Genomic DNA, 21,893 nt, shown 5'->3' with positions numbered 1-21,893 from the left:
TGGCGTCCCCAAGGGGGTTCGAACCCCTGTTACCGCCGTGAAAGGGCAGTGTCCTAGGCCGCTAGACGATGGGGACCTTGAACGTTTTTTCCATCAACATCAAAGATGTTGATGGTGGAGCTAGGCGGGATCGAACCGCCGACCTCTTGCATGCCATGCAAGCGCTCTCCCAGCTGAGCTATAACCCCAAAATTAGGTTCGCAGTTTAATGAGCCACCCAGGATCTGTCAAGCAAATTTTACACTTTTCCTAAAGAAGTTTATTTCATATTTAAAAATAGTAAGAAATAAGTTTTTAAATCGGTTTCATTTACAGAAAATCAATACCGGTGGCTACTTCAAAGAAAAATAAAAAAGTGAATTACTGGTGCAATATAGTATTCATAAAAAAACACATCTTATATGAATAACTTATTTACATATCGCATTGTATATATTCTTTTCTTTTCATTATAATACGATTCACCATTAGCGAAATTAAGAGTACATCCATTACATTTTTGACGCTTAATCTCCTGTTAAGAATTACGATGTATGATCTTGATTTCTTTTGATTCCAGGAGTTTTGCTGTGCCTCAATATTCACAAAACAAATATCTCCAATCCTTACTAGAAAATCTGATTACTACATACGAAACCGAAATAAACTACACCCCCTTAGAAATTGAACTTGATCCACAACAATTCGTTGAAAAAGATATTGATAGCCTATTCCGCTTTATTAGCGACGATCGTAAACGTCTCTTTATTTTTAAGATTCCAGAAAGCCAGCAGACGTCTAATCGACTCGCGCTACTTGCTCGTCGGGCCGTATTGGATAAAACAGCAGAAACCCTACTTAAAAGTACATCCAGCACACCGAAAATTAACCCAATAAAGTATGTTCTGAACTCTAAGTCACCTGCTGTTCGTGCACGTATCCAAATTCAAAGAAGTATTCTTCTACCTAAACCACCAAGCGTTCAAAAAAACATTCATCTTGAACAGAGTGAACTTATAAAAAGCCCTGATCTTATTTTAGTCCCTATTGAATTGCCTGATCTTCCTGAATTAGTCAAACAGCTTAGGGCTTTAGGTATTGAAAACCTACAAGAATCAGCTATCGCCGTTATAAATGAACATAGTTATGCCTTTAAAGATGGTATTATCCCCAGTAATCTTCCTAAAGGATTCTATATTAACAAAGATAAAAAAGCGCTTTGTTATACTGATACACCGAGAAGGCTTCCTTCTGCGTTAGCCCCTGTACTTAAAAAACTGGAATCTTTAACATTACCTTCAGTTGAAGAAGCAACAACGCTATTTCCTAATCTGGCTCGACAAACTCTTTCCATCCTACTGGAAACTAAGTACTCATCTGATCAAAAAAATATATTACTCGGTCTGTTATCCGTATATGAAACCGAAGTTAAGGCGTTATTACTTCAATTATACCGAGCGACTGAGCCTGCTCTATCTGCTCAGCAGCATGACGAATTCATTATTCCTTTGCTTTGCAAGCAATATATACTTGGCGGTGAATCACATACTGCTTTACTAGTGAGACTGTTTCATTCCTGTTTGAATAAAAAAATTAATCTTGATTTCCTCAACAACCCTGAAGTACAAAATTCATTATTGAGCACTCGGGGAATTAAAAATCTTCAAAAATTAATCCAACTTCCAGCAGAACAAAGAGAATGGTGGAACAAACTGGTTGCTAATCACCTTAAACATGACAGAAGCAGCTTTGATTTTAATAATTTTTTTGAAGCCTATACTCAAGTTTTCCTTCCTCGAATTTCAGAAAAAAATCTGACTTTACCCAATTTGTGTCCGATTAACCATGAAGGACATTTGCTTATTACCTTAAATCGAGTGTTGGATGTTATAGAACATGCTAAAAACCCACAAGAACAGTGTCTTTCTTTGACAGAGCTCAATTGGGGATCAACAGGTGTTCATTATGCCATGTTGCTAAAGCCTACTTCGGAGCAATTTAAGCAAGTTGCTTCGTGTATGAAAATTGAAAATCCTGAAGACACCATTACCGATCCTGAACTCATTTATCAACAAATTGACGACGAACACCTTGAACTTAAACCCTGGTTATTTCGATATATGGGTCAACATTGGAAGGCTGAGATCAGATTGCCTGACATCCAGGAACAGCTTCTTGAAATAGAAAAGCTCGTTTCTTGGTCCACCGTTCAAAAAAATCAACTCACGTTTATTTTAACGTGTGCTTTTGCAGATAAGACTCTCCTAAGTCCCGGTCAATGGAAAGAAACTTTAAAAAGTTGCATTGATTCACTGCAAAAGTTAGATCCAAATGATCGAAGTGATTTACTGCAAGCATTTTCACGAAGCTTTAAATTCAAGCCCAACCCTTCATTTGCACAAATCAATGCATTAATGAATCAATGTATTGAGTTCAAAGCTTCTTTTGCCGACAAACAATTTAAAGAAGATTTCATTGCTCCACTTGCATCATGCTTGGAAAACGAAGGATTTGAACTACTCAATACATTGCAAGAGCGTATTCAAAAAACAGATCCCGCTCCGGAAGTAAATCAGTTTTCTCTGTCAGTTATTGCATCTTTTGCTGCGATACTAGAAAAAAATCGTCAAGCCTTAACTCCAGAAGTTATCACATTACTCGTAAAACTTAATGAGCCCAATTTAACTCAAGAGAATATTGATAATCTATTATTAGCAATTCAAAGCGTACAAGCTAAAAAAGGCGAAGTTTTTCAACGCGTCGTATTAAGTACTTTGAGCCAAATCAATATCTCAAAATCACAAGCATTGCCTAAAATAGAGCAAATTCTAGTGCTATTGGATAAGCTTGCAAATTCAGTAGAAACTATTCCTGATGAATGTTTAACCTTAGAAAAACAGGAAACCTGGTTAAAAGCACTCCTCATTGAAACAAACCCTTTCCCGGGGTGCGTACTTGGAAATGGTGATATTTCCAAGCTCGATGATTTAATAGTTGATGCTCTAGTCGACGCGATTAAAAAAAGAAGCGCGATTTTTGACATAAAAGCATTAAAAAAAGCATTGCAAGGACATTTGCAAAGTTTCATTGTTCCCAATGCATTGCGCGAACAACTGGATCAAGAATTGATGCCGCTTTTTGATGCAGTAGATGAATTAGTTACTTTATTACAGCAGCCCCATCCTCAGTTTGAACAAGTTATTGAAAAACTTAGATTTTTTGAAGAGAAAAAGCCTATATTGCTCAATGGTATGTATCGTCTCGTCAGAGAAACGAAAGGAGAGTATATCTTAAGCTTTTTGCTCACTGGGAAAAGAAAAGAAACCGATCAAATTACGGGGAAAGCTTTAGCTGCTATTTTAGCTCCTGTCCATAACTTAATTGTCTCTCCAATGAAGGCATTCTTTGATAATCCTGAGAACAAACTCATTGTTAAAGACTTAGATTTGAATACCTGTCTTTCTTGGATGGCAGCTTTTAATGAGACACATTCTTTAACATTCTTTTTTAAAGAAGAACTGGTTCAGAAAAAAGTATTGCCTGCTTTAAGAAAGACATTATTACAATTGAATACACAAGATCCTGAGTTTGACAAAAGCGTCCTTGCAGATGCTGCGGTAATTGATGAAAATGCCCCTTCTGATCTGACGCTCCAAAACTATAAAGACAAAATTGAATCAATTGCAAATTATCTCAACTTACTCATTGATCTACATGACCGACTTCCTCAACAATTCAACAAAATCTACAAACAACTTAACACAGGAGCTTTAGCTCGTCTAAATTATAAACAAAAACAAATTTTAGTTAATCAGCTCATCAAAGAAAGTCCAGACAAGCTGGATCTCTATTTAAAGCTGACAACTCAAGCTTTAGAGGAGCATTCTCATGCAGATAATACTGCGATTGAACGGGCGGTCAATGGTATAACTGAGCTTTTTAAATTATCAGATCTTGAGTTAGATACCCAAATTATGTTTTTCAAAATGAGCATGACTCATAACTTGAAAAGTCCTACTCCTTTCCCACTTGCTGCATTAAATGAATTCAAAAAATCGGAACTACCGCAACTTACTAAGTCATTAATTATTAAGCAAATCATTCAAATTTTGGGATTACCAGATACAAACTCAGAACACATTCAAGAAGTCGTCCAAAATACTCAATCATTCTTAACTCACAATTCAGAACAAACTGAACTTTGCATTGCATTGCTCAATAAAGCTACTCAAGATCATGCAAATCTCAATACCTATCCTCAAATTCTGCAGCAATTAGAGCAAATCAAACCCATAAGCAGGATAAAAATTACTGCAATTCTAGCTGGATTAGCTAAAAATAAAAAAGACTCCACGGTAAATTTACGTGCATTGCTGGAAATTACTAAAGGTTTAGGAAGACGTTCTGCCGATGATGTCGATCGCGTCTTTAAATTATTTGCCACATCGCCCTACCCGAATGCACAAAGCCTTAATACTGCATTACGCGCACATGACTCTGAAAAACTTCATGCCTACTGTTTAAGCTTTGACACAAATCCTTTTGCTAAAAATGGTGAAGAAAGGGATTTATCTCAGCAATTTGCAACAGATCGTATAAAATATGCTTTAGAAAATTTGCGAGATTTATTGCATGAAACAAATTTTCCTCATGCATTGCAAATGAAACTAGCACGTCAATTAACTTTTATTGAAACATTAGGTTACACAGACCCATTAAAGCCTGGAGATTTTACAGGTTTAAAAAATTTAACTGCCTCCTCACGTCAGGATTTAAAAGAAAATGCGAGCATATTACTTCAACAGCTACGCTCAAAATCTAATCCCGAACAAAGAGAAGTAACCCAACTGAAGCTTTTAGCTTATTTAAGAGAAATCTACTTTAGAACTACAGGTTTGTTTCCGAATACCACACAAATGCTTATCCTGTTGCTTGCATTAGAAGATCCGTCATCTAATTTATTAATGCGTATCAAAACTGGGGAAGGAAAAAGCCTTAATACGCCAATGCTTTCTGTTCTGCAATGGGCACAAGGCGGCACTGTTGTTCAATGGACAGCCAACTCAACACTGCTGGCTCGAGATTATGAGAATAACTGTGAACCTTTTTTTATTTTTTTGGGAATTCCATCCGCACTCATTCAAGGTGATACCCCTACTGAAGCATTTCAACCTGATGGAATCAACTGCTCCACCGTTGAAGACATGGCCTGCTTCCATTTAGCTGCTAAAATAGCCAATAAAGAAAAATTACTTGCAACAAATGGTCCTGTACATATTGTTTTAGATGAGTCTGATGATGCACTTTTAGATCAATTAACACTTTATAAATTAGTTACAGAAGCCGAATCCAATCATGCTGACAACCCTGCACAATGGATTTATCCACTAGCCTATCAATTCATCAATTTACCAGCATTCCGTAATGATGATCCCGCACGAGGTAAAGTTTGGGATGAAGATGAAGATCTGGAGCAATTCAGATTGTTTCTCAACAAACAAATTAATGAGCAATTTAACGGCGATATTGAAAAACTAAATTATTTAATGGCATCAAGTAACACACAACTGAAACAATGGTTACATGCCAGCGGTATCGCCGCAACCCTGTCTGAAAATAAGCATTTCATAATGCAACCTATCAAAGAAAAGGATGAAGCAGGCCACGAAATTACTAAAAAAATTGCCTGTGTTCCCCTAATTCGCAGTAATCCTAAAACAGGTTCAATTTTCACCGAAGAGGTACAACAAGCTTTACAGGCACGTCTAAGAGCTGAGTCTAAAGATCAAGCCCAGTATATTGTTATTGATCCTGTTCCCTCAGTACTTGCCAGCCAATCTGCACAAGGATTAATTAAATTTTTCCAAAAAACCTTAGGGCGTTTGCTTGGTATTTCAGCAACCCCGGGAGATAAACATGAGCTCGAAAGCCTAGATACATCACTGGGAACTCAAGCGCTCAGTATCGCACCTCATGCTGGAGATAAACGTATCGATCATGATCCGATTTTTACTTTAAATCGTGAACAAAGCATCAAAGCAATACATGAGACATTTGACAAAATCAAATGTCCTGTTACACCAACCATGATGAAGATTGATCCTACTGAAGAGATTCAGACTAACGATGAATATGAACATTTAATTGCTGAAAGAAAAATTGCCATTGAGGAATGGAGTCGCACTCAAACTCAACCTATTCTTATTATTAATGAGGATTTTGATGAAGCACAGGCAATCGGCAAAAGTTTAGAAATTTATAAAAAGCAGGGGTTTATAATCCAGATTATTACAGGTAAGGAAACCCCTGGCGAATTGGATAAGATTATTAAGCAGGCTGGTCAAGTCAATACCATTACTGTAGGTACAGCGATGCTCGCAAAAGGAATAGACATCAAGACTGATCATCCCAAAGGTTTATTTGTAATACAAACTTATCTTGATACAGTAAGAATGACCACTCAGATTCCCGGTCGTACTGCTCGTAATGGAAAACCCGGTGAATGGTTACCGATTTATCAAGTAAAACCACCTGAAGATATACTCAATAAGTTTTTTTATTATGCGTTTCCTTGGACACGGCAACGCATTAATGAACATACAGTCGAAGTATTAAGAGAGAAAATTCAATTACAGGAAACAGTTGACAGAATATATACTCAGAGCATCGATGAAGTACAACAAATCTTGATGCAACAAATTGAAGCATGGGAAAGCTTACTCCTTGAACTCTATCCTGATGATCCGAAAATACAATTCGAATTCTATCAATGGCGTGAAATGCTTTTGAATGAACTGACTCGCTCACAAGATCCAAATGTATCACAAACTTCTCTTAATGAAAGTATCTCCCAGTTTAAAAAGTCTACCTGCAAACTGTGGGAGTCTGCTCGAGAAGAAAGATGGGCTGCTAAAGCAGAAAAAGCAACTCATATAAGTCATGAGCAATCACTAAGACTTAAGTATTTAAAACAGTTGGACTTCATACAAGAATTAAATATTCAAATAAAGCTACAACAAAAAAGCAAACCATTTACCGCTGGAATAAAAGCATTAATGCACCAAAATCTTGAAACGGTGATTGCTGATAAAGCGGGAGCAGTTCTAGAATACGCTAAGCCCTCAGGCAAAGAAAAAAGTGATTTAGAATTAGCGCAAAGCAAGCAAATTCTGCCTCATTTGATTGGGGATTTTTGCGCTGTTTATCCAGAATCCATAAACATTTTTTTTCCTAAAAATACATCAAAAAATCCCTCCTTTATCCCTGAAATAGTTAGGACAGTAATTAATAAGTTAATCGAACAAAAAAACAAGGTTTTGCACCGCAAAGAAAAACAAGAAGTTACTGAAAGTATCATTCAATTCTATCAAAAAAAATTAATGAAAGCCGACAGTAAAGAAATTAAGGAATTACTAACCCAGATCAGTCCCCTACTTATAGATCACTGTGCTGATTTAACGAAACTCCCGCTCGTCGAACAATTTAAAATGCAAGGCTTAGTTCTTACTTTTTCTACACTTTATCGAAACTTAGGCTTACCTGAAAATCCAAGTTTAAGTAACTTGCAAAAGTCATATAATGAAGAAATTATGAAAAAGCTGGCCCAACATTTACTTAATGAATTTGCTTGGGTACATGAAAATCCAGTTCCTTTTGATGCTCTCCTTGAACGAACTGTAGCCAAAAAAGCTGCTTTGGATATTTATACTTTGTCTGAGGATTTAATTAACTCACCTCAGGACAAAGACAAAATTCAAAAACTCTATACTGCACTTCAACATCACAGAGTCATTTTAAAAGATAAATATCTGTTTTCAATAAAACACTTATCACCCCGAAATGTGATTAATGATGCGTTAGATGCCATTGATTCATTAAATAATGCGCCCCATTGTGATCTTGACTTTAGACAAAAATGCCATGATAAGGCAGTTTCAGAACACCAGATTACTTCATTCCGTAGATTGCTAACAAATACCTCACCATATTTTTTCAATTCTTATGATCCTACTTGGGAGCATATGAAAAAAACACTACTTGAAATAAGCCATCAAAGCGAAGGCAATCCAAGTCATGTTGTACAGGAATTATATGAAGCGACTGTACGTTTTAGCTCATATAAAGCATATTACCCCTATTTAAGCCAACTTAATGCATTAAAAAAACAACTTTTACACTCTATTGAGGAATTGGATAAATCCGATGGACTTAATCAAGACGTTGAAGAAAGCCTATTTGCACAAAAACAGAACCAATTAGCTACGTTATTAAAAATAAACCCAAAGCAGTTGCGTATTCAAAGTGGTAGTGATGGCATACAATCTTATATAGAACTACAAGTTGAAGATGCACCAGTACAAGAAGGATTTACTGGATATCAATCCTCTTTCCTAACCCGAGTAGAAACAGAGCGAAGTGAACTCAGGAAAATTCAATCAGAACTTGAGGAAAATAAAGATGCGCTTCTTAAATTAGCAAATGTAGAAGTAATTGAAATTCTTCCCGTGCGAAAACGCTCTTCATTTGAGAAATTATTTAGACTAAAAGAGCTTTTAACTCATGATTGGAGTAATTTAGATATTGATCGAAGTGAACTACCCGATCTAATAAGACAAAAATTGGAGTATGCCGACGAGCTGAAGCAGTGGAATTGGAAACTAAACTCTGTAGATCAAAGTCGACTCAGCACAATTTTGGGTAAAGCACCTGACCTAAGTGTTGCTGTTTCTATTGATGAACAATCAAAAATCCAAAGAGATCTTGATAAAATTAAAGCAAGAATGCAGAATGTTACTGAACTAATTCGCCTCAAAGAAGAAGAAATATTAGATACTGAAAAAATCATTACTGCAGCAGAAAAACGTATGAAAGAAAATGATTGCACCTATATGGAGGGCATTAAGTTAAGGGGTATAATTTACCTTCGGCAAAGAGAAATCCATTCCTTTCAAAATCAACTTGCAGAACTTAAAGAAAATTTATCTTTTATTGAAGAAGAAGAAAGTGAGACTTTGGATGCATTCAATGACCATAATGTCGGGTTAGATAGAAAAAGAACTGAACTTATAGAAAAATTTGTAATCCAGATCAAACAAGATCTTGCAGCTTATCTCGATGAAGCATCTAAACAATACGTTTCAGAAATCGAGAAAGAGCTCTTGGAAACGGCTCCGACTATTGGGAAAATTGAAAATGAGGAGATCCAAAAAGCACGTTATCAAACACGACGATTCTTCAAAACAAGCGAACTGCTGTGTTATGAAGCTGGTTTGGTCGGTGAAGAAGCAGGGATTCCAGTAAAAAGAGATGTGGTTGCTCCCTCCGTCGTGCATGATGAACAGGAAGTTCAAAGCACTGGAATTTTAGTCTATTAGGCTCACAGCTCAGTAAGAGCTGTAAAATGTGAGGAATAATAACTTTCCCGGGTGCAGCAAAAGCAAAACCCGGGCTACATTGTTAAAAAGTCCCCATGTAATCTGCTTTGCCAATATCAACTCCTAAACTTCTTAAGATGTCATAGGCAGTAGTAACATGAAAGAAAAATTGCGGTAACCCGTAATGCAAAAGATAAGTTTCTCCGATAAGTTTCCGCTCTTTTGGAGTTCCTGGGCGAAGAATAATTTCTTTCTCTTCATTACCGTTAATATCTTCTGGAAGGATATTAGAAAGAAAGAATAGCGTTTTTTCAATACGACCACTCAGCTCAAAAAAAGTTTTTTCATTATCTTCAAAAACAGGAACCTCCATACCTGCCAAACGAGCAGACACACTTTTAGCAAAATCGGTTGCAATCTGTACCTGGCGTGTGAAATGATACATATTCGGAAAAAGGCTTGCTTGTAAGAATGATTCTGGGTTCATTTTATTATGATCAATATGAGCCTGCGTTTTTTCTAAAATTGCATTGAGTGAGGTAAGCATCTGTTTAAAAACAGGTATCGAAGCGGCATACATTGAAATTTTTTGTTTCATTCTTTTTCCTTGTTAATATTAAACAATCTATTTCGAATCATGAATAAAAAAATATGATCCAAAAAATTCTAATTATCTTAGGTGTTATTTTACTAATAATTGGTATATTTTGGCCATTTATAAAAAAAATCGGCTTGGGTAAATTGCCCGGTGACATCATAATCCACAAAAATAACTTTACTTTTTATTTCCCCATCACTACATGCATCATAATTAGTCTCATCATTATGCTCATTTTTTGGTTTTTCAATAAATGACTGTTTGTTTAAAACCATTGACAACAATTTATTAATGATGATAAAAAAAACTCACCCAAAACTGATTAGGCACAATAATGATTAAATTTTACACTTTTCTTTTGATGGGTTTAATTGCTGGAGCGAGTTTTGCAAAACCATGTACCAGTATACATAGAAGTTGTTTAAAACTCAAAAATCAACATCCTCTATCTGCTAAAATTGAGTGTAATTGGCTGAATGAAGTGACTTCTTCAGGCCACTCACAGGGATCTACCCAATTGGATTTAGGTTATGGTGACGGTCTTGGAGCTCCAGAGCCGCGACAAGTTTCTTGCAAGTTAACGACAGGACAGACCAAACAAGTTTTTGAATTCCATAATCCTTATTGGGGCTCGTTAATCGAATTTAAACTAGTCTCTGAAAAACAGCTTGAAATACACATCATGGATGGTTGGAGTTCTAGAGAAACACGATATACTTTTAGTTGGTAAATTGTAATAGTTCAGTAACGTAGGTTTGTGCAGTGCAGAGTAACCTGGGGTTCAAATATTCACTCATGTCCTAGTCCTGGGTTACGCTGCGCTGCAGACTACAAAATGTTCAATGGATCCTGACGATAAAATTTAACGAGTAAATCATAAATCTCAGAATAATAATTTTTGATTATTTCAGGTTTTTCAAAAAATAATTCGGAAAATACAGCAAAAAATTCAGCTGGAGAGGTAATAGCATAAGGATCGATAGAAATAGAATCATGTCGTTGAATACGACTTACCAAATCATTATAGCCCCTATTAAAAACCTCAGCCCAATGCTGCGCAGACATTCCTTTATGAAGAGGGGGAAATCCATTCGCCCTACCATTTTGCATATCCAATTTATGAGCAAACTCATGGATCACCACATTTCTCCCACTCACACCACCATGATGTAATGCATCGTCCCAAGAGATAATAACTGGTCCGCGTTGCCATGATTCTCCGCTTAAATGCGATCTTCCCAAATGCTCTACCCCAAATTCGTCGATTTCCTTGCTCTCATGGGAGTATGCTCCGGGGTAGATTATGACGGAAACCCAACTGTCATACCAATCGAATCCAAGATTCAGAATTGGAAGACATGCCTGCAAAGCGATATTTAATTGCATAGCTGCTGTTATTCGCAGTCCGCCAACTCCTTCCAAGGATTTATAATAAAGAAATAAAATAGCTAATCGTTTGAGCCTTATTTTTTCATGCTCATTTAAACGATTCAGCAAGGGTAAACTTTGAAATGCTTCAGCCCACTCTTCGCCTGTTACAAGAGAATGTCGTACAATGCGTTCGTACCACCATTCCTTTAACCAGTGAAACATGACTATGACCTTACTGTGACTAAGAGAATAAAACTATTATATTAATTTATCTTTTGTCTTTATAGAAACGAAGCTCCATTCCTTTTTTTCTTTGCTCCTGCCATAACTAAAAAATCGATTAGCTGCTCCAAAAGCCAAGTGCTCTAAACCAACATTCTGTATCCATCTTCTCCAATTTCATGTTCCGCTACGTGAGCAAGATTTAATTCTTTAGCTTGGCTATTAAAATGAGCTGGATCATTTCTACCCAAAACATAAGCGGTTAAATCAGCGTATTCAATGGGTTTGCCCTCAAATTGTATTAGCTCTTGAATCGCAGTAAATTCAGGTTGATTCAAGGCGTTGACCAAGCCTAAACCAGAAGTTGTTGTACCATAAAAACTATAGCTGTATCGGTCACGTTGCAACACAATTGTAAGAATATCCCTGAGTATAAAACTCAATTGCTCCTCACTAAAAGGCACATTTTTATCCAAACCGTTCCTAATATTGGTAAGTAACACCCCCTTTCTCCCTTGCTTACTTGTGTCAGTCATTTTATCTTCGACGACGCTAACCAAATTCAATAGAACTTCTTTTGTTAAGGGAGTTCTGTCCTTTTCAAAATAAGTTCGTTCTGGTTCTACTTTTAAGCATAGCTCTTCGGGATCCTGGGATTCCATATCAATCAGTTCGCGGTGCGTTTTGTTAAGATACTTTGCTGAGTTCTTGACTGTAATCTTAGAATCATCTTGAGAATGTAATTTTCTACTTTTGGGAATAATATTTCTAATAATCCCAGTAAGAATATTTGTCCATTTCTCTCGTTCTCGCTCAAATTCCTTGATAATCTCACTTTGTGCAAGGTTCTCCCCCACCTCAGCCAAACTCCCTACTCGACTCAGGAACTGATACATAATTGCTCTGCTTAGTTTTCTGATAACAGGAATTACATCAACGCCATAGTAGTTTATTTGACCGGCATCCTGCTCTTTATCAAGATCTTGAAACGCTTTTAAATGCGCCCCTAAAATAACCTCTTCTCTAACTTGACAATGTTTTGGATAAGTCGGCCTTATGGGAATATGGAAATTAGCAAGAATCTGATCCAATCGTTTTCCGGTGTCATCTCCGACTTCGAGATAAGGATAGAGAGTCTCAACGTAATTTAAATTTTTAGAGTGAGACAAATCAAGTGTACGATTAGTCAAGGTATATTTGAAAAAATCCAGTAAGGGAATATACAATAAATTACCGGGTACAGGATCCAAGAGAAGTAAATTCGTTTCCAAATGAAATGGGTCAATATGTGCTAATTTAATCGCCGCTAAAATTGCAGCAATCCCGCCCCGGCTTAAACCAATACCATTTAACTTTACTTTATACCCATCTTGAATTAGTTTTTTGACTACCGCTACAACTTGCTCACTCTGTTCTTCTACGCCCGCCCCGAATAAAAGTCCCTTTACTCCATAGTCAACACCGCATCCATTAAAACCCATTTTAAAATGGTTTGCATCTTTATGTTGGCTAATCTCCTCAGCAGAGGTAATACGTATCCCATCACAATCTTCTTGTAATACCCGATGCAAATGGGTTTGGCGCTCTTCAATACTGTAGATTGTTCCTTCAAATATAGCGGTTAGAATGATCTCTTTCATGGAGTAAACCTTTTACAAAACAGCATTGACGCATGGGCTAGGTATTCTAACAACATCGCTTGGAATGAGCAATTAACAAACAAATAAATATCTTTTTTTAACTAAAACAGATCTGTTTAGTCCATTTTTTTATTCCCTAGTTGTTTTCATTTTATAAGTTTGTTTTAATCGGAATTGCATTTTAAATGACAACTATGACAAAAATGCAATCTATTATTTATTAATCCAGGCCTAATTTATAAGCTTTAAGACTAAATGGAAACTGAAGATTTTTTACAATGAATAAATCACTAACTACTCTGATGATTAAATTAAACGAACAGCTAAATGAGCTTAATTTAAATTTAGATACAGCACTACATAAAAAACAAGAACTCGGACAGCAAATTCATCAAATTGAGGAACTCATCAATCAAACCAACTCGAGCTCCCTTACCATCAATCCAGCAATTGAGATTAATAGACTGAATGTCATTACACAGCAACAAGAAAAAAAAGAGACAATCATTTTGGATCTTAAAAATTACCAAGATATAGAAAATAAACTAAAGCAAAAAATCAAACGTATAAAAATGGAATTAAACATGTTAATGCATTATTTAGAACGAGAGCAAACCGCTCAGAAAAAAGGATCTCTGGATTTTTCCCTAATGTAATTCAAGAAAATACTGCCAATGTTCGCTGAATATAGATAACACATAGCAGGGCATTCCTCTAACTAAATGCATCGGAAAACGCACTCATCTTCACTGATCGCTACGGTAACATCTGCCTCGTGGTGTAACGCCTCGACATCAACAGAAACCGGCGTCCCCCCCGCGACTAATGTAGCAACAGAACGAGTAGCAATAGAAATCAAACTATGAGGAAAACTAATTATTGCCAGTAAAGCGCTAATGCCGGCAGTTGCAAGAGCAATGCCGGAAAAATACAACGCATAACCAGCAAATTGAAGCGCATTATCTCGAAGCATGGGAGTACTAAACAATGCACAGCCAGCAGCAACAAGCAGAGCCCCAATACAAACAACAGCTGAAGCTATTGCAGCAAATGCAGAAAATCCGGCAGTAACAATACCCGCTAAGGGATATAGACCTGGGGCAATTAACTCGCCCACAAATTCATAGCCATTTTCATATTGAGTAAAAAAACCTGGACGCTTTTTATAAGTTTTGATTGCTCTATGGGTGATTTCTTTGAAGGTTCGCCCATCAAAAATATAATTTACTTCTTTTTCGCCAATTAAATAAAGCATAAGCCTACTCCATCAATTTTCGCATATAAAAGCTTTCCAAAACAAAAATTACTGCAGAACGATAACAAATCATAAGTTAATATATTTTTCAATGCGCTTTATTTTTATTCATACTAAAGAGAGGAGTAACTGATGTCAATCAATTTAAACAAATCACAAAACTAATCTCCAAGGTTCTTTGAATACGGGTAAAACTCTATATCCTTCTAATTCGTAAGATAAACGAGCTAAGGCTGTTTTACGTGCAGAAATCCTGAATTTTTCATAGCAGTGTGTAATTATAAGGGGCACTTTTATATGATTTCGGTGTTAAGGATACTGAAAGACAAGAACAATTCTTGCCTGGGACTTTGAGACGTAAAGTTTTTTCTGACATCACGTTAACGAACCAACGTATGCCTCATTATAGTGAACGACTTATTGAAATGCAGGCATCTACTGTTTCAATAAATCAATATAGAAATTTGATCCATTTTTTCCCGAAATAAAAGGAGCTAATAATTATAATTCGTGTGTCTATGCTATTCCCTCTCCATGGATATCAAAAAAAAAGAATTCTGATCTAGAAGGTATGAAGGTAAGTTTTACCTGGTCAAATAGGGATAATAAATTGACTGATCAAGATAAACTGTAAAAATCACACTATACTAAACTAATAAAAAAAGTTTTTTTATTCTACTACTTCAATACGTTTCTTCCAGGAGAGAGATATGGAAATCAAGACTTTTCAATTCCTTAAAAATAAAGGATGGAGCTTGAATGAGTTTCCTGATCTTGATTCAGAGCATACATTAGTTCTTATTTTTGCAGCTCCAGAATTTCTGGATTTTCAAGAACCAATAATTCAATTAAGCAATTTCTACTCAAAATCCAAAGTCATTGGTTGCTCTACCGCTGGTGAAATTTTAGATAATCATCTTTTTGACTATAGCATTTCAGTTGCAGTCGTTAAATTTGCAAAAACCTCATTAAAAATCGCAAAAGCTGAAGTAAATCACAACAAGGACTCTCAAAATACTGGCAGGCTAATCTCCGAACAGTTAAAAGCAGATGATCTCCACAGCATTTTTATTCTGTCTGATGGGCTTCATGTGAATGGTTCTGAGTTAGTACAAGGTCTAAACTCAGCCAATAACACTGCTCAACTGATAATTACTGGCGGCTTAGCTGGTGATGGTAGTAATTTTAAAAAAACATGGACTATTTTAAATGATAAAATCCTTGATCATTATGTTGTTGCGGTAGGATTCTACGGTTCTGATATTCATGTTGGCCATGCCTCTATGGGAGGATGGGATATTTTTGGTCCCGTACGCCGAATTACTCGCTCAGAATCGAATGTGTTATACGAGCTTGATTATCAACCTGCATTACAACTTTATAAGGAATATTTAGGCGAAAAAGCCTCTGAGTTACCCTCCTCGGGATTGCTTTATCCCTTGGCTATTAATAACCCTAAGTCGCCTGATAATGTCCAATTGGTACGCACTATTTTAGCCATTGATGAAAAAGAACAATCTCTAGTGTTTGCAGGAGACATTCCAATGGGATGGCATGCACAATTAATGAGAGCAAATTTTGATCGATTAATTGATAGCGCTAATGAAGCCGGTTTACTCGCAAATAAATTGATGCTAAGCGACAGTTTAGAAAAATTAGGGCCAGTTTTGGCCATTGATATCAGTTGTGTAGGCAGAAGACTGCTTTTGGGTGAACGAACAGAAGAAGAAATCGAATCGACAATGTCTGCTTTGCCTGCAGGTTCAACTCAAATCGGTTTTTACTCGTATGGAGAATTATCACCTTTTTCTGTAGGGAATTGCGAATTGCATAACCAAACAATGACGATTACAACTATTTATGAAACATAATCTAAAATAAGCTAATATGGAAATTCACAAATTATTAAAACGACAACTTGAACATGCTCACCTTGCTGAAGATAAAAAGCCTGAATCCGATGAGCAATGGAAAACCTTTATCCAGCGCGTTAATAATGCATATATGGAGGTGGAGCAAGAACGTTATTTACATGAACGCTCTATAAAAATTTCCTCTCGCGAAATGATGAATTTAAATGAGAAGCTCTCTTTTGCGCAAAACATCGCAGGATTAGGATATTGGTCTTTTGATGGCAACACAGGACGTACAATTTGGTCTAATGAATTATTCAATCTTTTCCACTTAAATGCTATGAATAAACCACCTTCGCTTGAAGAGTTTCTGGAATTAGTTCATGAACATGATAGGTTCGAATTATCTCAGAAGCTTGATCGCGCTTTAAACGATCATATTGATTATGAATGTGAGGTACGTATAAGAAATCCTAATGGGAAGTACCACTGGTATCGAATAGTTGCTCAATGCCAAAATGGGGATAAACAGCTTGCTGGTATTGTTATTGATATTCATAAAAGTAAAATAGCCGAAGAAAAAATAAAAGAATTAAATCAACAAATATCATCTACTGCGCGTCGTGCCGGAATGGCCGAGGTAGCAACAGCCATTTTACACAACATTGGAAATATATTAAACAGCTCCAATGTCTCAATTACTTTATTAAAAAATAGTTTCCAACACGATTTTCATAAAAAACTGTTGAAAATTATGGAGATGATGGAAAAACATCAAATGGATTTAGCTTATTTTTTAACCCATGATCCCAAAGGCAAGGTTATCCCTGAATATCTAATCACACTGACAAAAATTATCCTGGAAGAAAATGAAAAGAATAGTATTGAAATTGAAAATCTGCAGAATGATTTGCACCATATAAGTCAAATCGTAGATACGCAAAAATCGATTAGCGGATTATCAAGCGTGAATGAAAAAATCTATCTTCCAGAGTTGCTCGATACTGCGTTAAATATTTCGCTGAGCTCCTCAAAAAATGCAAGTATTAAAATCACTAAAGAGTTCAAACCTGCGCCTTTGGTTAGCGTCGATAAATCCAAGCTGCTGCAAATATTAATTAATCTAATTCAAAATGCTAAAGAATCTGTTCTAGAGCACACGATTCCCTCTATTAAAGAAATCAAATTGATTGTACAAAAAACGAAGAAAAACTCTGTGCAAATAATTATTAAAGACAATGGTGTTGGCATTAATCAGGATAACTTGCAGCGTGTCTTTGCTTTTGGATTTACTACAAAAAAAAATGGTCATGGCTTTGGTCTGCACAGTTCTGTTTTATCAGCTAGCGAAATGGGTGGTTCCCTTTTAGCTAAAAGCGAGGGTATTGGTCACGGTGCAGAATTTACCTTAACCTTGCCGATTACCGATAGTTTTAGATAAACATGGAGATCCTGATGAGTGATATACCACTACACATTATGATTATTGATGATAATCCTTCGATACATCAGGATTTTATTAAAGTTTTGACCTCTTCAAATACCAGGTCAGAATTGAATTATTTAGATAAACAATTATTTGATGATGAAGCCTCTCTTATGGAGTCCTGCAATCCTGAGATTGAGTGTTTTCTACCTAAATTTATTTTCAATACTGCATATCAAGGTCAAGAAGCACTTCAAAAAATTAAAGAAGACCTGACAAAAGAGATACATTATGCATTGGCATTTGTCGATATTAGAATGCCTCCCGGTTGGGATGGTATTGAAACAATCAAACACATGTGGAAGATTGATCCTGATATTCAAGTAGTGATTTGTACTGCTTATTCTGATTACAGTTGGGAGGAAACAGTAAAAACACTAGGAATGGGAGATAATTATCTTATTTTGAAAAAACCTTTTGATGTCGTTGCAGTAAGGCAACTGGCCTGTGCGTTAACAAGAAAATGGATTTTAGCTAATGACTCCAAGCATCACCAGAAAATACTACAGAAAACTGTCGAGGAACGTACAGAGTCCTTACAACAATCGTTATCTCTTTTAAGATCTACATTTGAATCATCTGCGGATGGAATTTTAGTAATTGATTTGAATAACAAGCTGATTGATTGTAATTCGAAGTTTATATCCATGTGGAATATCCCGGAATCCATGTTAGTGACTAATGATGGAAGCATCCTTTTATACTATATGCTTAACCAAATTATTCAACCCAAAGAGTATTTAGCTGATGTTAAGCGTCTTAGAAAAAATATTGATGAGATCAGCAGAGAAATTATTACGTTTAAGAACGGTAAAATACTGGAATGCTATACTCTTCCGCACCGTCTGAATGAGGAAACTATTGGCCGCGTATGGAGTTTTCGTGATATTACAGAACAAGCAAATCTTGAGAAACAACTTAAATATCAGGCACTACATGATCCATTGACCCAATTACCTAATCGAGCATTGTTAATCGATAAAATACAGGCCAGTATTGAGTATGCGAAAAAGCATGAACAGCAATTTGCACTTCTGTATTTCGATTTGGATCGATTTAAATTAGTCAATGACAGTTTGTCTCATCAAGTTGGGGATCAGTTATTGGGTTTAGTTGGACAGCGATGGTCCACTTTAATTCGTAAAGAAGATACCTTGGCCAGGATTGGTGGTGATGAATTTGTCATGGTTTGTCATATATCAAAAAATGAAAGTATTGGGAATATTGCTACTAAAATTTTAGACTCAATGAAGGAATCATTCAAAATAGCAGATCGTGATATAATAATTAGTACCGCTGTAGGAATCTGTATTTATCCTAAAGATGGAGATACGGCCGGAGATTTATTAAAAAATGCTGATTTAGCGATGTATCAAGCCAAACAGCGCGGAGGAAATCAGTATTCATTTTATGCCTCTCAATTGCATGAATATACTAATGAATGTTTTAAACTTCAATCCGAATTACACAATGCCATTAAAAATAAAGAGTTTTATTTACTGTATCAGCCGCAATTTAATCTTAACAAGGAAACCAAATTACCATCTGTAGAGGCCTTAATTCGTTGGAATCATCCAGAAAGAGGATTATTACTCCCTATGGATTTTATTCCTATAGCAGAAGAAAGTGGATTAATTATACCTATAGGAGAATGGATTATCGATGAAGTATGCCGACAAATAAAATCATGGCACAAAAAAGGACTGCCATACATTCGAGTTGCTATTAATATTACCAGCCGCCAATTACAACAACCCAATTTTATTAATATTGTGGAAAAGATTTTAAAAGAGCATTTACTTGATCCCCAATATATAGAGTTTGAAATTTCTGAAAATGTGGTCATTACGCATAGAGATATTGTGCATGCCCTAAATCAACTCAAACAACTAGGCATCCAAATCGCTTTGGATGATTTTGGAACAGGAAACTCCAGTATCAATTATCTGAAACAATTGCACATTGATTGCTTAAAAATAGATCAGTCTTTTATACAAAATATTGCTAATTCACGTAGTGATGAAGTAATTATAGAAGCAATTATTTCTATGGCTCGTAGTTTTAATTTTAAGGTTCTTGCTGAAGGTGTAGAAAGTCAAAAACAATTGGATTTTTTAAAACAACAGAACTGTGACGAAGTTCAAGGGTTTTTTTTCAGTAAACCTTTAACATCTAAAGGACTTGAAAAGTTTTTAAAGCACCGCAAGTAATTTAAGAAACTCATCGCTATGAAGTCTGTTAAGACCTCAAAGCCCTAAACTCATTAGGGCTTTGAGAATTCAATAAATGACCAACTTAACGGATACAAAAATTAATTTTGACTGTAATAAGTTAGGCTTCTGTAGGAAAGTCTTCAACAGGAGGTGCGATCCATAGACTGCAATTTGGAGGAGGCATGACATAAGTTGTGACAACATGAGAGTTCATGCTATTAAGTATGGCCTTTCTGGTTGTGAGCCCGGTATTTTTAACCGTACAAACCATATTTTTTTGTGCTAAATAAGCAGCACAACCACTATTTTCTGGAGAATTAGTGTAATCGATATCTCTTGTGGTCATGAGATATACTCGTGTTTTATAGGGTAATGATTCAGAAATGAGTTTAAAGCTAAAGGGACCTGCAATGTGATGCTGCCCCCATGAGGTAATTTGCTCTGAAGCCGCCACAACTACTTGAGGCAGTCCTTGCGCACTCACTGTTATTGTTTCCGTACTGTTGGGCTCAATAGGTAAGTTATTAATGGTCAAGGAGAAGTCTTGAGCGAGCACTTTGGGGAACTCTACATTAAATATGGCAGCTTGAGCTACTGGGTCGCCACGATGATCAGCTTTTACACTATCAAAAGTATGCCAAAGTTTATTATAAGCATTCGTACAAAGTTGAGCATCTTTGGCGCTAGGAAGGACGCTTGCAAAAACAGAATTGAGACCTGCAGCAATCAAACATATAGATAGAAATGTATATTTCATGTAACAAACTCCTTTTTTGTTATCCAGGTAAAGAATCATTAGCTAATAAAAATCTTGATTCTATTTAAATATGACTATTTCATTAACATTTTTATATACTGTTAATGATTTTCAACCAACAGCTCCCACAGGGCCATAACCCATAGCATTTGATATAATTACATAACTAAAAAACTATTGTCAAAACCGGCTTGATACTCGCTTCATTGAGCCCTATGGTTTTTACTTTAAAGATTCAAGAGACAAATGGAGAATTAAATAAAGTGCATTACAGCATATATACTACCACACATTTAACTCAGGTCTAATTTTCTTCCATTGATTTAATGGTGAATACTCTGGAGTTGTCATTTTATTGACCGGTAAATAGAAAGTTTGTTCTAACAAATGCTGGCCGCTCAACGCTGCATGCGACACATGGTCGGTAAAAACAATCCAAGTGCTCTTAGCAGGAAAATCAATTTGTACTTTTTCAACACTTGTCTGATACGTATCATCCAACTTCATCGTGTCATGTAAATGCAACATGTAATGATCATAAGGAGAACGCAAGGTTTTTGTTGCTTTAACAAGTTTCAACATTTTTGCTTTCATTTTACTGTATGGGGCAATTTGAGGTGCAAAGCGATTAAGAACATCCGTAAATGGTTCGCCAAGATTCCAAACTCGCGGTTCATTATGTGGATTAATATTACAAAAAACACGTAAAATTCTTAAGCCATGGACGGGACTTGCCGAAAATGAATCGACATGCAATCGAGTATCATCTTTACGTTTTGAAGAAACCCTGCCATTAATTTGCGCAGGTCTGAAACTCGTTCTTCCCCATTGTAAATGGGGTACATAGGAAGGTAGAGCAGTTTGAATTAACTGATGTGCAAATTCTGCATAACCATGCATCATCTGCCTAAGCCTAGAATCCAAACTGCTAATATCCTTTTTAAAGGCACTCAACTTTTTATTGCGAATATCATAACTTATATTTTTACGGCTGCCATCCAGCACGTTTTCAGACAACAAAATTGGGTCTACATCAGCGAAAAAATATTCGGGAAAAAAAAGGACCTTGCCCGTCTCTAATAGATTGACACTCTGTTGATGATCGATTTGCTCTATGTTTTGTGTAAATAAATAAGAATTCATTA

13 protein-coding genes and 2 tRNA genes are annotated in these 21,893 nt (G+C 36.1%); 7 read left to right on the top strand and 8 right to left on the bottom strand.

The window, feature by feature from the left end:
• Together Lpar_RS11690 and Lpar_RS11685 are read right to left on the bottom strand one after the other, a co-directional pair.
• Positions 1-76: transfer RNA gene (locus Lpar_RS11690), tRNA-Glu, on the bottom strand.
• A gap of 36 nt (positions 77-112) precedes the next feature.
• A tRNA-Ala gene (locus Lpar_RS11685) sits at positions 113-188 on the bottom strand.
• Positions 189-569: 381 nt separating this feature from the next.
• Between Lpar_RS11685 and Lpar_RS11680 the strand changes: the two genes are divergently transcribed.
• Positions 570-9,353 carry a hypothetical protein gene (locus tag Lpar_RS11680; RefSeq protein ID WP_065236073.1) on the top strand — a complete coding sequence of 2,928 codons (8,784 nt, stop codon included), beginning with the start codon at positions 570-572 and terminating at the stop codon, positions 9,351-9,353.
• Positions 9,354-9,435: 82 nt separating this feature from the next.
• Here Lpar_RS11680 and Lpar_RS11675 read toward each other — a convergent pair whose 3' ends face one another.
• Positions 9,436-9,951, bottom strand: a complete 516-nt coding sequence (locus Lpar_RS11675; RefSeq protein ID WP_058518101.1) for a DUF1993 domain-containing protein — start codon at positions 9,949-9,951, stop codon at positions 9,436-9,438.
• Positions 9,952-10,004: 53 nt separating this feature from the next.
• Between Lpar_RS11675 and Lpar_RS18555 the strand changes: the two genes are divergently transcribed.
• Both Lpar_RS18555 and Lpar_RS11665 read left to right on the top strand, forming a co-directional pair.
• Positions 10,005-10,208 (top strand): DUF2905 domain-containing protein, encoded by a 204-nt coding sequence (locus Lpar_RS18555; RefSeq protein WP_172465769.1) that lies wholly within the window; start codon positions 10,005-10,007, stop codon positions 10,206-10,208.
• 77 nt (positions 10,209-10,285) lie between these two features.
• Positions 10,286-10,681 (top strand): hypothetical protein, encoded by a 396-nt coding sequence (locus Lpar_RS11665; protein WP_058518099.1) that lies wholly within the window; start codon positions 10,286-10,288, stop codon positions 10,679-10,681.
• Between the two features lie 98 nt (positions 10,682-10,779).
• Here the strand turns inward: Lpar_RS11665 and Lpar_RS11660 are convergent, their stop codons facing one another.
• On the bottom strand, positions 10,780-11,544 hold the full coding sequence (locus Lpar_RS11660) for a M90 family metallopeptidase (RefSeq protein ID WP_058518098.1): 765 nt from the start codon (positions 11,542-11,544) through the stop codon (positions 10,780-10,782).
• A gap of 143 nt (positions 11,545-11,687) precedes the next feature.
• On the bottom strand, positions 11,688-13,184 hold the full coding sequence (locus tag Lpar_RS11655; protein ID WP_058518097.1) for a hypothetical protein: 1,497 nt from the start codon (positions 13,182-13,184) through the stop codon (positions 11,688-11,690).
• Positions 13,185-13,462: 278 nt separating this feature from the next.
• Between Lpar_RS11655 and Lpar_RS11650 the strand changes: the two genes are divergently transcribed.
• Positions 13,463-13,840, top strand: a complete 378-nt coding sequence (locus Lpar_RS11650; RefSeq protein WP_058518096.1) for a hypothetical protein — start codon at positions 13,463-13,465, stop codon at positions 13,838-13,840.
• Between the two features lie 62 nt (positions 13,841-13,902).
• Here the strand turns inward: Lpar_RS11650 and Lpar_RS11645 are convergent, their stop codons facing one another.
• On the bottom strand, positions 13,903-14,439 hold the full coding sequence (locus Lpar_RS11645) for a hypothetical protein (protein ID WP_058518095.1): 537 nt from the start codon (positions 14,437-14,439) through the stop codon (positions 13,903-13,905).
• Positions 14,440-15,149: 710 nt separating this feature from the next.
• On the opposite strand from Lpar_RS11645, the gene Lpar_RS11640 reads away from it, so the two are divergent.
• Genes Lpar_RS11640 through Lpar_RS11630 form a run of 3 tightly spaced genes read left to right on the top strand, consistent with a single transcriptional unit; the run spans position 15,150 to position 19,988 of the window.
• Positions 15,150-16,310, top strand: coding sequence for an FIST signal transduction protein (locus tag Lpar_RS11640; protein ID WP_058518094.1), 1,161 nt, complete (start codon positions 15,150-15,152; stop codon positions 16,308-16,310).
• A gap of 16 nt (positions 16,311-16,326) precedes the next feature.
• Entirely contained in the window at positions 16,327-17,733 is a 1,407-nt protein-coding gene (locus Lpar_RS11635; RefSeq protein WP_058518093.1) for a sensor histidine kinase, read from the top strand.
• Between the two features lie 14 nt (positions 17,734-17,747).
• The gene (locus Lpar_RS11630) at positions 17,748-19,988 is read left to right on the top strand and encodes an EAL domain-containing protein (RefSeq protein WP_058518092.1); all 2,241 of its coding nucleotides are present in this window, start codon (positions 17,748-17,750) and stop codon (positions 19,986-19,988) included.
• Between the two features lie 121 nt (positions 19,989-20,109).
• Here the strand turns inward: Lpar_RS11630 and Lpar_RS11625 are convergent, their stop codons facing one another.
• Together Lpar_RS11625 and Lpar_RS11620 are read right to left on the bottom strand one after the other, a co-directional pair.
• Positions 20,110-20,748 (bottom strand): hypothetical protein, encoded by a 639-nt coding sequence (locus Lpar_RS11625; RefSeq protein ID WP_058518091.1) that lies wholly within the window; start codon positions 20,746-20,748, stop codon positions 20,110-20,112.
• A gap of 282 nt (positions 20,749-21,030) precedes the next feature.
• Positions 21,031-21,891 (bottom strand): Kdo hydroxylase KdoO, encoded by an 861-nt coding sequence (locus tag Lpar_RS11620; RefSeq protein ID WP_058518090.1) that lies wholly within the window; start codon positions 21,889-21,891, stop codon positions 21,031-21,033.
• Between the last annotated feature and the right edge of the window lie 2 nt (positions 21,892-21,893).

The sequence above is a fragment of the Legionella parisiensis genome, from assembly GCF_001467945.1.
In the GTDB taxonomy this organism is placed as follows: Bacteria; Pseudomonadota; Gammaproteobacteria; order Legionellales; family Legionellaceae; genus Legionella; species Legionella parisiensis.
The sequence above is the reverse complement of the archived record's forward strand: the minus strand, read 5'-3'. Positions and strand labels throughout refer to the sequence as shown.